The 14112-nt window shown below is 51.9% G+C and carries 12 protein-coding genes; 1 reads left to right on the top strand and 11 read right to left on the bottom strand.

Annotated elements, in window-relative coordinates:
* The first annotated feature begins 21 nt into the window (after positions 1–21).
* Complete coding sequence (locus AC5E51_RS04105) at positions 22–1149, top strand: putative solute-binding protein (protein WP_301376783.1); 1128 nt, start codon at positions 22–24, stop codon at positions 1147–1149.
* A gap of 89 nt (positions 1150–1238) precedes the next feature.
* Here the strand turns inward: AC5E51_RS04105 and AC5E51_RS04100 are convergent, their stop codons facing one another.
* The 11 genes from AC5E51_RS04100 to AC5E51_RS04050 form a co-directional block, all read right to left on the bottom strand.
* A complete protein-coding gene (locus AC5E51_RS04100) occupies positions 1239–2453 on the bottom strand; it encodes an O-succinylhomoserine sulfhydrylase (RefSeq protein ID WP_301376782.1) in 1215 nt (404 codons plus the stop codon).
* Between the two features lie 5 nt (positions 2454–2458).
* The gene (gene purF / locus AC5E51_RS04095) at positions 2459–3976 is read right to left on the bottom strand and encodes an amidophosphoribosyltransferase (RefSeq protein ID WP_068435910.1); all 1518 of its coding nucleotides are present in this window, start codon (positions 3974–3976) and stop codon (positions 2459–2461) included.
* Positions 3977–4006: 30 nt separating this feature from the next.
* Positions 4007–4498 (bottom strand): CvpA family protein, encoded by a 492-nt coding sequence (locus AC5E51_RS04090; RefSeq protein WP_273091307.1) that lies wholly within the window; start codon positions 4496–4498, stop codon positions 4007–4009.
* A 78-nt stretch (positions 4499–4576) separates the two neighbouring features.
* Positions 4577–5131 (bottom strand): SPOR domain-containing protein, encoded by a 555-nt coding sequence (locus AC5E51_RS04085; protein WP_068435914.1) that lies wholly within the window; start codon positions 5129–5131, stop codon positions 4577–4579.
* Complete coding sequence (gene folC / locus AC5E51_RS04080) at positions 5116–6366, bottom strand: bifunctional tetrahydrofolate synthase/dihydrofolate synthase (protein ID WP_491778160.1); 1251 nt, start codon at positions 6364–6366, stop codon at positions 5116–5118. Before folC ends, AC5E51_RS04085 begins: the two co-directional genes overlap by 16 nt.
* 18 nt (positions 6367–6384) lie before the next feature.
* Positions 6385–7206 carry a tryptophan synthase subunit alpha gene (gene trpA / locus AC5E51_RS04075; RefSeq protein ID WP_491227340.1) on the bottom strand — a complete coding sequence of 274 codons (822 nt, stop codon included), beginning with the start codon at positions 7204–7206 and terminating at the stop codon, positions 6385–6387.
* A gap of 291 nt (positions 7207–7497) precedes the next feature.
* Positions 7498–8682 (bottom strand): tryptophan synthase subunit beta, encoded by a 1185-nt coding sequence (trpB, locus tag AC5E51_RS04070; RefSeq protein ID WP_076514884.1) that lies wholly within the window; start codon positions 8680–8682, stop codon positions 7498–7500.
* Positions 8683–8695: 13 nt separating this feature from the next.
* Complete coding sequence (locus AC5E51_RS04065; protein ID WP_301389048.1) at positions 8696–9343, bottom strand: phosphoribosylanthranilate isomerase; 648 nt, start codon at positions 9341–9343, stop codon at positions 8696–8698.
* A 70-nt stretch (positions 9344–9413) separates the two neighbouring features.
* Positions 9414–9929, bottom strand: a complete 516-nt coding sequence (locus AC5E51_RS04060; protein ID WP_491778159.1) for a protease complex subunit PrcB family protein — start codon at positions 9927–9929, stop codon at positions 9414–9416.
* 20 nt (positions 9930–9949) lie between these two features.
* Positions 9950–10777, bottom strand: coding sequence for a tRNA pseudouridine(38-40) synthase TruA (gene truA / locus AC5E51_RS04055; protein ID WP_491778158.1), 828 nt, complete (start codon positions 10775–10777; stop codon positions 9950–9952).
* 4 nt (positions 10778–10781) lie between these two features.
* The gene (locus tag AC5E51_RS04050) at positions 10782–14108 is read right to left on the bottom strand and encodes a motility hub landmark protein FimV (RefSeq protein WP_491778157.1); all 3327 of its coding nucleotides are present in this window, start codon (positions 14106–14108) and stop codon (positions 10782–10784) included.
* Positions 14109–14112 lie beyond the last annotated feature (4 nt).

Below are 14112 nucleotides of genomic sequence, written 5' to 3'. Positions count from 1 at the left end.
GTTAAACAAAAAGGATCTTTAATGAAGAACCCTCTACTACTTCCGGCGTTCTGCCTCCTGATGTTATTGACCGCCTTACCAGGCATAGCAGAAACGACCACTAAGGTCAGAAGCCATCAGACTCTTGAGGCCGCCGTTCTGAATCCGAACCTCCCTCTGGAGAAAAGGATCAGGGCACTGAAAACACTTCTCAGTGATGAAATGACCGATGGCAGACTGCACCGCACTTTCTGTATCTGGGACCCAATCAGCAAGGCCGGTCCAATTGCGAGCGCCGCCAAAGATCAGGTACTTCGCTCACTGCATTATGGCATGCAGCTGACGATTGAAGTTTTCCAGAATGAACAGGAGATGGTCGACACTTTCGTCAACAAGAAAACGTGCGACGCCATTCTTGTTCGCGGTGCAACCGCACAACGTTTTAATCGTTTTCTGGCGACGACAGAAGCGCCTGGCGCATTGCCTGACCGTCAGCATTTACAGCTACTGGCACAGGTTCTGGCAAAACCCGAGATCGCCGATCACATGACCAACGGTCAATACACGGCGCTCGGCCTGGTCAGTATTGGCTATAGCCGCCTTTACGCCGACTCTGCAGACAAAGCGTCCCTCAATTCTCTTGATGGTAAATCCGTATCCGTTGCAGATACCGATACCGGCTTTATTCGCTTAGTAGACGCACTCCGCGGCCGGACACGCACAGGCAGTATGCCCGCGACTGTGCAGACATTTACCAATGAACTGACCGAACTGATGGTCGCACCTGACATCGGCTACCTGGCAATGGCCAGCGGCCGAACTGGAGATCAGACCCGTGGACTTGCTATGCCTCTGGGTCAGTCGACACTGCAATTAATTGGACATGCCGATCGTTTTCCGCCCGGCCTGGCTCAGATTTTACGTGAAGACTTTTTATTCAAATTTAATAGCTACGCACGCATGCTGGATAAGGAGCTGAGTAACATCCCTGAAAGCTTCTGGATTAACCCATCCCCTGCTGACCTGACAACACTGAACAAAAGTGCTCAGAAAGTCCGCCTGGATCTACGAGGCGAAGGTTATTACGATCCGGTGATGCTGAGACTGGCTCGCAAAATCCGCTGTCGATTCTCTCCGGGTGAGAGTGAGTGTAAAAATCCCGTCGAGTAAGCGAAGCCCTATCGAATAATCGGAGCTTCAATCAAAAAAAAGGCTGCATAAAGCAGCCTTTGATATCAGATGGTAAGCGATTCTGGCAGCTACAGAGCATCAAGTCCGCGCGCAAGGTCACGCTTAATATCTTCAACACTCTCGAGCCCAACTGAAATACGTAACAGCGCCTGAGATATTCCTGCTTCGTCTCGCTGCTCATCTGACAAGCGACCATGAGTCGTAGTGCCTGGATGAGTAATCGTCGTTTTCGTATCACCAAGATTAGCGGTAATTGAAATCATGCGGGTCGCATCAACAACCTTCCAGGCTTCTTCCTGTCCGCCTTCCACCTCAAACGACAGCACGCCTCCAAACAAACGCTGCTGACTCTTAGCCAACTCATACTGTGGATGGTTAGGTAAGCCACAGTAATTGACTTTCGCGACTTTCGGGTGCTCTTCCAGCCACTGTGCCAATGCCAGAGCATTCTCACTGTGCGCTTTCATACGCAGCGAGAGCGTTTCCAGCCCTTTCAGGAAGACCCACGCGTTAAACGGACTCATTGTCGGACCGGCGGAGCGTAGAACCCCAATAACGGGCTCAATCAGCTCATGCGAACCGATGACCGCACCGCCAAGGCAGCGGCCCTGACCATCGATGTATTTGGTCGCAGAATGCACAACAAGGTCTGCACCTAAAGCCAGAGGCAATTGAGCCGCCGGTGTACAGAAGCAGTTATCTACGGCAAACAAAGCACCTGCAGACCGCGCAATTTCAGAAATAGCTCGCAGGTCTGCCACCTCAGTCAGCGGATTAGACGGCGACTCAAGGAACAATAGCTTCGTATTTTCCTGTACGGCACCTTGCCATGCACCCAGATCCAACAGGTCAACATAGGTAATTTCCACATTGAATTTACGCAGAAATTTTTCCAGAAGAACAGTCGTCGAACCAAACACGGCTCGAGAGCAGATCATGTGATCGCCCGCCTGCAGATGTGCGATGCACAAGGCATAGATAGCGGACATACCTGAGGCTGTCGCTGCGCAGGCTTCGCCACCCTCAAGAGCGGCAAGGCGCTCTTCAAAAGTTCTGACCGTCGGGTTGGTGTAACGGGAATAGACATTGCCATCCCGATCGCCACCAAAAGTCGCTGCAGCTTCTGCCGCTGAAGAGAACACATAACTGCTGGTCGGGAAAATAGCTTCCCCGTGCTCACCTTCCGGCGTGCGCATCTGACCGGCACGAACAGCGAGAGTATCAAACTCTGCATCCGTCAGATCAGATTGGTAGCGCTCTGGCCAATCAGGTAAGTCTGCCATTTTCCTCAGGCCTCTTTCTGGTTATGCAGATCAATCGCTTCATTATCGATCACCTGCAGGGTTTTGTTAGCGTCATTCCGAAGTTCATACAAACGACGGAAATATTCGTCGTTAATATCTTTAGTGACATATTCGCCATTAAATACTGAACAATCGAATGCTTTAGCATCTGTTGTCGCACCTTCAAGGCAAGCGTCTACCAGATCTTCAATATCCTGATAAACAAGCCAGTCAGCACCGATGGCTTTTGCAATTTCTTCGGTCGAGCGATCGTGCGCGATAAATTCTTCTTTCGCTGGCATATCGATTCCGTACACATTCGGGAATCGAACGGCCGGTGCCGCAGAGGCAAAATACACATTTTTCGCGCCCGCTTCGCGTGCCATTTCAATGATCTGTTCGCACGTTGTTCCACGTACGATAGAGTCATCAACAAGGAGAACATTCTTACCGCGGAATTCCAGGTCGAGTGCATTCAGCTTCTGTTTTACGGACTTCTTGCGTAGCTGCTGCCCCGGCATGATGAAGGTCCGGCCAATATAGCGGTTCTTCATAAAGCCTTCGCGGTATTTCACACCCAGATGATTCGCCAATTCCAGTGCTGAAGATCGGCTGGTATCCGGAATCGGTATAACTACATCGATATCATGGTCCGGGTGCTCACGCATGATCTTATCGGCGAGTTTTTCACCCATACGCAGGCGGGCTTTATACACAGCGATGCCATCAATGATGGAATCAGGACGGGCAAAATAAACATGCTCAAAAATGCACGGTGTCAGTTCCGTCTGCTCAGCACACTGCTCTGTGAAGAGCTGACCATCTTCGGTAAAGATAACGCACTCACCCGGCGCGATGTCACGGTCGAGTTTGAAATCCTGTGCATCCAGGGCAACTGACTCAGAGGCAACCATGTACTCAGGGCCGTTCGCAGTATCACGGTGACCAAATACAGCGGGGCGGATGCCGTGGGGATCGCGGAAAGCAACGATACCGTAGCCAGTGATCATAGCGACCACAGCATACCCACCACGGATACGCTCATGCACTCTCCGCACCGCCTTGAAGATAACCTCTGGAGATGGCTTGAGCTGACGCTGCTCCTGAAGCTCGTGCGCGAAAATATTCAGTAGAACTTCGGAGTCAGAGGTGGTGTTGATGTGACGCAGGTCTTCGCGGTAGATGTCTTCCGCAAGTTGCTCTGTATTCGTCAGGTTACCGTTGTGCGCCAAGGTAATACCGTACGGCGAGTTCACATAGAACGGCTGAGCCTCAGCAGAACTTGAGCTGCCAGCTGTTGGGTAGCGCACATGACCGATGCCAATATTGCCAAGCAGTCGCTGCATGTGGCGGGTTCTGAATACGTCACGAACAAGGCCATTATCCTTTCGCAGACAAAGCTTGTTACCGTAGCTGGTCACAATTCCTGCGGCATCCTGACCACGATGCTGCAGCACCGTCAGAGCGTCATAGATTGCCTGGTTAACATGGGACTTACCAACTACACCCACTATTCCGCACATGCGCGTATTACCTCAAACAAGCGAAGTTTATTAAGCTGCCAACACCTGGCTCACGGCGGAGGGAAGCGTTTTACGCGCCCAATCCGCCAGCGTTTCCAGGTATGGAATAATTGTCGATTCCTGCCACCAAAGATCCTGCTGAGGAATCCCGGTCAACTGAGCTCCGTACACCAGAGCAACCAAGATGATAACACCCCGCAGGATGCCAAAAACCATGCCGAATACCCGGTCAGTACCGCTTAAACCAGTGGCTTTAACCAGTTGAGCTACCAGAAAATTCACCATAGCTAAAACAACCAGAGTCGCAACAAACAAGATACCAAAAGCGACCATCCAACGAACACTGTTTGTCGAAATACTGTCTTCAAGGAGAGTGGCGAGGTTACCGCTGAAATAACGGGCGACAAGAAAGGCAACCAACCAGGATACGAGAGACAGGGCTTCTTTCACAAAGCCACGCACCAGGCTGATCAGGCCAGAGACGCCGATGATACCCAGGATCACCCAGTCGATAATGGTCATTCGCTGCCCCGGCAGAAAAAGAAAGCGCGCAGTATACCAGAGCCTGCGCGCTATAAAAGAATTGACAATCTTCGCGTGTCAGCTCTCTGCCTTGTAACGGCGAAGGTATGCTTCAGAGATATCATCCCGCTGCTTTAACTGACGCTGTATTTTTTCAGCATCGGCTCTACGCAGCTCAGGCCCAACATAGACCCGGGTGATTTTTTCCTGCTGAAATTCCTGGACGTAAGCTTTGTAGCCATCATGGCGCAACAGGTCTCGAAAACGATACGCGTTGTCCCGCTGGCCAAACGCCCCAACCTGCAGGGTCCAGGCATAGGGGATTTTGTCCTGATCCAGTCTGGTCTGATCCGCCGGAACACCGGGCGCAGGAGGCTCATCACGGTCGACAACGTCAACAGAAGGCATGGATACATCGGCGGTAGCCTCACCTGATGCCAGCGCCTCAACATCTCTGCGTACCTGGCGTTCGTATTCCTCTGTTGCCCAGCGTTCAGTATCGGGCATTGCCGGGGCATCTGACTCAAGAAGAATATGGGTGCGCGAACCGTCCAGCACAATAGGCGCGACAACCAGAATCGCGGTCACTGTAAGCCAGGCACCTAAAATTCGCTTCTTTAAATGGAGTTCCATTTACCCTCTCCGGCGTGAAGCCATTCAGCTGCAGCCTCTACTGTGTGAAATGATCCAGCGACCAGCGTGGTCCCCGTTGCTGGAATAGACTCCAGAGCAGCGCCCATAGTTTCAAAGCTTTGATCCACTGTAAATCCTGCTGCGCTACTTTTTGCCGCCAGCTCGTCACACGTCAGGCCACGCCAACCTGTGAGAGTCACTACGCAAAAGCGCTTAAACGGAGGCAACGCCTCCAGGACACCCGAAACATCTTTATCACTCAGCATCCCCAGAACAAGACAGTCCAGCTCTTCTATATGATGACGCAGATAGGCAGCCGCCTGAGGGTTGTGCGCAACATCAAGTACCACCGTCGCCGAACCCTTTTTCCAACTCTGCCAGCGCCCCGGAACCCGAAGGCTTGCCACAACCTCTGAAACCTCCTCTGGGGAGGGCAATAGATCAATAAGCGCGAGTGACTGTATCGCAGTCGCAACATTATGGTGAGGGATATGGTAACCGGTCAGAGTGATGGTATTCGTCTCGTCATTAGCCCTATAGCTCACTGTGAGCTGCTGGCCAGACTCAACCACATCAAACATATCACCACGCGCTGCAAGCAATCCGCCAATACTGTCAACGGTCGCCGCAGCACGCACAGGCGCATCAGGTTGACCACAGACGAGCCACTTCCCTTTGCGCGCGATACTGCACTTCTCATAGGCAATATCGTCTGGCGTATCACCCAGCCAGTCCTGGTGATCAAGACCAATACTGGTTACTACCGAAATATCAGGATCAACGATATTGACGGCATCAAGTCGCCCTCCCAGGCCGATCTCCAGAACAACGGCATCAAGCATCTGTTGCTTGAAGTGCCAGAGCGCTGCCAACGTACCAAATTCGAAATACGTCAGTGTGATATCACCGCGCGCCTGTTCAACCGCGTCGAAAGAGAGGCATAAATCGGAATCTGAAATATCAGAACCATCCACTGACACTCGTTCGTTGTAACGGTGGATATGAGGAGAATTATACATCCCGACCTTCATACCCTGCTTTCGGAGCAGCGCAGCAATTAATGCCGAGGTCGTACCTTTTCCGTTGGTACCGCCGACCACAATAACCAGCGGCGCGGGTTTCACACAGTCGAGCGTTCCTGCAACACGAGCAACACGTTCAAGACCAAGATCTATACCAGAAGGGTGAATGGCTTCAAGATAGCGAAGCCATTCATCAGGGGAGCTATAGAGCATCAAACAGTTCCAGAGAGATCAGACTTCCGCCGCAGCATTTGCATCCATCGCTTCGCGCATACTGCCAGCAAGGCCAGTAACGTCTTTGATCGCCTGGACCGGGTTATCTGCCTGATCAGCGATACGACTCACCAACGCACTGCCAACAATAACACCGTCACAGACCTCAGATACGCGTGCAGCAGCCTCAGCATTCTGAATACCGAAACCAACGCAAAGAGGCGCTTTCACATGTTGACGAATACGATCCAGATTACGCTCAACATCTTCAACATCAATGGCTGCTGATCCAGTTACACCCCGCAAAGAGACGTAGTAGACGTAACCGCGACCAACTTCACCAATAGTTTTAATGCGTCGCTCTGTACTCGTCGGAGCAAGCAGATATATAAAATCGAGACCTGCTTGTTCAAACATGGAATCGACGCTGCGCGCTTCCTCTGGCGGCATATCTACCACCAATACACCATCAACACCGGCAGCTGACGCTTGCTCGACAAACTCGGGATATCCCATTGCTTCCACCGGGTTCAGGTACCCCATCAGCACGACCGCCGTATCTTTATCGGTCTTGCGGAATTCAGCAACCATACCCAATACATCGCGCAGGGACGTACCGTGTTTAAGAGATCGTTCACAGGCCAGCTGGATAGTTGGGCCATCCGCCATCGGGTCAGAAAAAGGAACACCCAGTTCAATAACATCCGCACCTGCTTCAACCAAAGCGTGCATCATTGGTACTGTGGTGGCTTTATCCGGGTCACCCGCAGTTATATAAGGGATCAGCGCCTTCTTGCCCTCTTCGGCCAGACGCTCAAACGTTTTTGTAATTCGGCTCATGTCTTTCACTCTACTTTTAGCCGGCACCCATCTCCAGATACCGTCAATCCGTGGATAAGCTGAAACATCCATTCAGGCCGTTGCGACGAATACACCATCACTTCGGCCATGTCTGCTCCTGCAGTTCTACGCTCCTTGCGGGCCACTACTGGCCTTACAACTTCAACAAGAAATTGCCGCACAATAGGTAGATAGCAAAAAGCAGGCACAAATGGATGACATGGAACTGGCAAATGGATCTAAAACGGCCAAAGCCTACAAACAAACAGTCACCACTCGCCAAACTCCAGCTTATGCAGTAACACCGTCCAATTCTGCGATGGTGTGTATGTCTTTATCGCCGCGGCCTGACAGGTTTACGACAATAACTTTGTCTTTATCCATCGTTGCCGCCAATTTCATGGCATATGCGATCGCGTGCGAACTCTCAAGTGCTGGCATGATGCCTTCAAGTCGCGTTAGCTTGTGGAAGGCCTCGATCGCTTCGTCATCAGTCGCAGCTACGTACTTTGCACGCCCAACATCTTTCAACCAGCTATGTTCTGGCCCCACTCCCGGATAATCGAGACCTGCAGAAACGGAATGCGTGCCCATAATCTGGCCATTCTCATCTTCCATCAGGTAGGTGCGGTTACCGTGCAGAACACCCGGTTTACCTTTACTCAGAGGCGCAGCGTGGTCATCACCCTCAAGGCCCAGACCACCGGCTTCGACTCCGTACATCTCAACCTCAGGGTATTTAATGTACGGATGGAACATACCAATGGCATTTGAACCGCCACCGACACAGGCAACAACAGCATCAGGCTGACGACCAATCTGCTCATCACACTGACGCTGTGTTTCACGACCAATAATGCTCTGAAAATCACGTACCAGCATTGGATATGGGTGCGGCCCAGCTGCCGTACCGATGATGTAGAAGGTGTCATCGACATTGGTAACCCAATGGCGCATAGCCTCATTCATGGCGTCCTTCAGTGTTTTGGTGCCACAGGTCACTGATTCAACTTCAGCGCCAAGCAGCTTCATGCGGTACACATTCAGCTTCTGACGTTCAACGTCAGTGGAGCCCATGAATACCTTACACTCAAGACCAAAACGCGCAGCCACCGTCGCAGACGCGACACCGTGCTGACCAGCGCCGGTTTCAGCAATCACCTTCTTCTTGCCCATAAACTTGGCAAGTAAGGCCTGGCCAATGGTGTTATTAACCTTGTGTGCGCCCGTGTGGTTCAGGTCTTCACGCTTAAGATAAATTTTCGCGCCACCGCATTCGTCCGTCAGGCGCTCCGCAAAATAGAGCGGTGATGGGCGGCCAACGTAGTGCGCCAGCTCTTTATCAAATTCAGCCTGAAAGTCTGGATCATTACGCAGTTTTTCGTAGGTTTCCTGAAGCTCGTCCAATGCTGCTGTCAGGGTTTCGGAGACAAAACGTCCCCCAAAGATACCGAAATGGCCATCGGCATCTGGCATTTCAACATTAAAGTCAGTCGCTTGCTTCTCGGTAGTGTTGATCGACACGATACACCTCGTTCACAAATTCTTCGATTTTGCAGTGGTCCTTGATGCCTTTCGAGGCTTCAACGCCTCCGCTGATATCGACAGCGAAAGGGCGAATCTGAGTAATCGCAGATGCGACATTCTCAGGCTCAAGGCCACCGGCAAGAATAATGGGCTTTGGTGGAGTTTCGGGTATCAGTGACCAGTCGAAGGTCTCTCCTGTACCACCCGGAACTCCGGGCTTATAGCTGTCTAGGAGAATTGCCAGTGCGCCAGGGAAGCGCAGGCACGACGCCACCACATCCGACGCTTGCCGGACACGGAGGGCTTTGATGTAGGGGCGTTTGAACTGTCGACAAAAGTCGTCATCTTCATCACCATGGAATTGGATAAGGTCAATTCTAACGCTATCAAGTACTCTTTGCACCTCCTCAACGGTAGGATTTACAAAGAGAGCAGTTACACTGACAAAAGCAGGGACATTGCTGACTGCGTCCACTGCCTGGCCGACATCCACTGCTCGGGGGCTCGGTGGATAGAAAACCAGCCCCAATGCGTCAGCGCCGGCTTCAACGGCGGCATCTGCATCTTCGGCGCGTGTAATTCCACAAATCTTGATTCGGGTGCGGCGCATAACAACTCATTCGATCAGTTTAAACGCCTTATGATACCAGAATCGGAATAGCGCCCTCAGCAGAAACCATTCAACATTCTGTGTAAGACACTGCTTCTGACAGCACGACTGGCAGTTGAGTTTCCAGTCGTAAGAAAAGATAAGGAGTTGTCTCTGCTTCAGAAACAGAGCAATCCTCTTCAGGGTAGGTATAACGCAACTCTGCAGTCACGATCCCTTCTTCTTCGTAGACATCACTCACGGCAATGGCATATCCGCCGGTGCTCCGGGTGCCCATATCGATCAGAAGAAGCTGAAACTCTTCAAAGTCGACATCCTGCGCTGAACTATCGTCGGACGAGTAGTTAAGCAACGCATCCTCATAACTCAACTGATCGCGAAGGAAGCGCACCTGGCGCTCGTGGGTGGCACCGGTTCCGTTATTAGTTCCCTGGTGCAATGCAAGCCTTGCGACATCAGTCTGTACTGGCTCTTCTCGATCGCCAAAGCCGTCACCGTCATTCTCAGGCCCCCAATCTCCGCCACAAGATGCAAGGCCTACCGAAAACAACGCCACTGTTAAAAATTGTCTTAACGCCGCTCGCATGGGTGATTCACTCCAGAATTCTATTTTTCAAAAAGAGGCTGCAGCAATGCTGGCCCCCAAGGCTCACATGGAAGGGTGAACTGCTCAGGGTATTTCACTCCAACAAAATACAACCCACCACCCGGTGCCGTGATGCCTGCTTTTGAGCGATCCCGGAATTCAAGAACGTCTTTCATCCAGTCCGGAGATTTGTGCCCTTCTCCGATTGGCAAGAGCACGCCTACGATGTTACGAACCATGTGATACAGGAACGCGCTACATTCCAGTTCTATGACCAGAATACGATCAAAACGTTGCACTGATATGGCATGCATCTCTTTCACTGGAGATTTAGCCTGACAGTCCTTCGCCCGGAACGATGTAAAGTCATGAGTGCCAATAAGGTGCTGAGCCGCCTCGTGCATACGCTCAGCATCCAGTGGGTATTTACACCAGGTCAGCTGGTCATGCATCAGCGCCATACGAGACGGGCTGTCATAAATCACATACCGATAGCGACGGGCCTGGGCTTTGTAGCGAGCGTGAAAGTCACCTCCGACCTCACCAACCCACTGCAAAGCAACGCCGTCCGGAAGATGAGTATTCACCCCCATCATCCAGCCATAGTCCTTGCGTTGAGCTTTCGTATCGAAGTGAATAACCTGCCTCGTCGCATGGACGCCGGCATCGGTGCGACCGGCACAGGCAACGCTTACAGGGTGGTTAGCTACAACAGAAATGGCCGCTTCGAGAGCGGCCTGTACGGTAGGTTCGTCGTGATGTTTCTGACGTTGCCAGCCATGAAAGCAAGCACCGTTGTATTCAACAACCGCCGCGTAGCGACGGTAGCCATCTTCTAAATCAGTCATGCTATCAGGCGAGCTTATCCATCAGGTCTTTCGCTTCCTGCTTCTGAGCATCATTCCCTTCCTGGACGACTTCCTGAAGGAGCTCTTTCGCACCATCAATATCTTCCATATCGACGTATGCGCGCGCCAGATCAAGTTTCGTAGCACACTCATCAGTGCCCGCCAGGAAGTCGAACTCGTCATCAGCGGCTGCCAGCTCATCTAGGTCGATACCTCCGATCAGGTCACTGCCACCCGCCAGGTCATCATCACCAGACATCAGGGCTTCGAGATCGTCCGATACGTTTTCACCCTCGGAGTCTGGCGCTGCAACCAACTCATCTTCGTCTGCAGAGCTTTCGTCAACAGGGTCAGCAGAGGTGTCGGATTCAGGCGCTTCGTGCGCGACCTCTTCTCCAGCTTCCTCACCGGCCTCTTCAACAGAAACATCATCTGCAGACTCAGCAAGTTCAGAATCAGCATGTTCAGAATCAGAGCTATCTTCCACATCGAACGTCAGCTCTGGAAGTTCTTCTTCAGAGGAAGCAACAGTATCCAGATCACCGTCCGCATCAAGAAGGTCGTCCAATTCTTCATTAGAAGATGTCGTAGCTTCGTCAACTTCGAAATCGAGTGACAGATCGTCTTCAGAATCTGCCAGTTCGCCAGCAACCGGAGACTCCGCAGGGCCTTCTAACGTTTCTGTAGAATCCACAAGATCGTTGGAATCTGAATCCAGATCGAAATCGTCAACACTGAAATCGATTGAGGACGCACTATCATTCTCAGGCTCAGCAGGAAGCTCCGCTGTAATATCTTCAAGATCAGTCGTTAAATCGTCTGCATCGAGATCCAGAGAAGGAAGCTCGTCGTCGGCATCATCAAGCGACGCGAGACTGTCACTCTCTTCAGTTAACACATCATCGGACGAATCAGCCGCAACTGTCTCCGCAGAGAGCTCATCATCGTCACCCAAATCAAAGTTAAGAAGGTCATCATCCAGCTCCGGCGCATCATCTTCGAGGGACATGTCGACGCCCTCTTTTTCTGCGTCAAAATCTGAAGACTCATCCAACTTAAGGTCAGGCACCTCTTCCAGCTGAGCGCCAATACCATCGTCTTCCGGTGCTGCATCATCACCGAAGTCCAACGCGGCACCAAAGTCCATCCCACCTTCAAATTCATCTTCTGCGGATTCATCAATTGAAGGCAGCTCGCCATCAAGGCTCAATGCACCTGGTTCGTCAGCACGGATTTCCGGCTCAATTGGATTAGACAGTTGCTGTCTGAATTCTGCTGCTTCTGCGTTCGCGGCCGAATCACCAATCGCAATCAGGTTCGCCTCTGCCTCGGCAAAAGCTTCTGCATCATCAAGCGAAGAGAGTACTTCAAGCTGCTTCAGCCGCAGGTCCGTGCGTTCTGGCTCAGCCGCAATTGCACCTTTGAGAAGCTCGATCGCCTGATCAAATTTCCCGTAGGCAATGTAAATGTCCGACTCACTGATGGCGTCTTCGGTCTGACCGACAGTTTCATACTCGCCATCGGCATCTTCGTAGGCATCCAGGTCGATATCAGAGAGATCAGATTCGATATTGCTATCGAGCTCTTCGTCGCCCAGATCGAAGTTACCGAAGCTGTCATCGCCATTATCTGATGACAGATTGTCATCGAATCCCGGAAGTTCATTGTTATCAGGCAGATCCAGCTCAGAGTTACCTGGCGCCATCGCTGCTGCCTCGGCTGCATTCAATTCCGCTTCGGCTTCTGCAACGGCATCTTCCTCTTTACGCGCTTTCAGCTTCATGATCGCGTAAACAAGCATTAGCAACAGACCCGCCGCAACGGCGAAGTACGGGTAAGGGTCAGCCATAACTTTAGCGACGATACCTTTATCCGATTCTGCCGCAGAGCGACGAGCTTCCGCTGCCGCTCGCTCAGCCATAGCTTTCTGTTCAGCAGTCTGAACTGGAGCAGCCTGCTCAGTCTCGGCTGCAGCACCTTCGCTGTAGTTGTAATCAGTACCTGCCTCAGACTCAGATTCAGCGTCTTCAGTTGCCGGAGCTTCTTGAGGTGCCGCTTCGGCTACTGCCTCAGTCTCTGTTTGCTGCTCTACTGGAGCAGCGTCTTCAGCAGGCGTTGTGGCAGATTCAGTTACTGATTCACTTGTCTGTTCGGTTGCGGCTTCAGTGGTAGCTACGCCCGCCGTTTCCGCCGCTGGCTCTTGAACCGTCGCGTCCGCTTTTGCAGCTGGCTCGGTCCCAGCCTGCATATTGGCTAGCTGGTCATTCTGAAGCGAAATCAAACGCTCCATTTTAGCGAGCTGCTCTTCAAGCGCATTAAGGCGCTCTACCAGCTCCTGATTCTCACGCTGGCTCTTATCGAGATTCTCAAGCGCAATCGCCAGATCTGTTTCAGCCGCACCAGCGGTGCCGGCTTTACCCGAAACAGCCCCACCCGACTGGTTCGAGTCGCCGCTTGCTTCAGATGCGAGAAGGCGAACTTCGCCATTTCCGGTTGATTTGCGTGGGCCAGAAGTATCAGTATTACGGCCAGTTGCATCAATCTGAGCAACACCGGCTTTCAGTTCACGGTTCTGACGTACTACTTCAGCAACAGCTTCGCGGTTATTTACCGTTTCAATGATGGAAGCATCAGGGATATCAAGAACAGTGTGGGTTTTGAGGCGATTGATATTGCCATTGATGAAAGCTCCAGGGTTAACGTCCTGCAGAGCGATCATCATTTGTTGTGGAGTCACAGACGCATCTGGCCGGGTTGCCAGAGCGATTTCCCAGAGGGTGTCGTTCGGCTGAACCTTGTAGGTGCCCGGCGCAGCTGGAGTCTGCCAGCTATTTGAGCGCTTAGGTGTAGGCTTCGGTTCTGGACGCGACTGAGGTGCTGTTACCGTCGTCTGTGACTGAACAGAGCCCGCAGGCACTGCAATTAATGGTTGAACCCGTCCTTCTTCGAATACCGGTGGATCAAGAAGAACGGTGTATTCGCGGAGCACACGACCTGCCGGCCAGTTGAGCTCTACGAGGAAATTCAGAAAAGGTTCATTAACGGGATCACGGGTCGTGATCAGAATGCGGTCGCCATTGACCGAAAACTTCATCTGCGTAAGGAACTGGTAGCGATCAATACCTGCGCGTTCGAAGTCAGCAGCACTGGCAAGCTTCGGTTTAATCTCCGAGCTGGTCAGACCTTGCTTATCAATAAGCTTGATCTCTGCGCTCAGGGGTTGATTCAGTGCAGAGTCCAGTTCCATCTCGCCCAGGCCCAACGCCAGAATATGAGATGATAAGGACATTCCCCCAGCCAACAGAATGCTTTTAGCAAGTAGGCGCTTCATTATT

It is taken from the genome of Thalassolituus sp. (genome assembly GCF_984348125.1).
The sequence above is the reverse complement of the archived record's forward strand: the minus strand, read 5'-3'. Positions and strand labels throughout refer to the sequence as shown.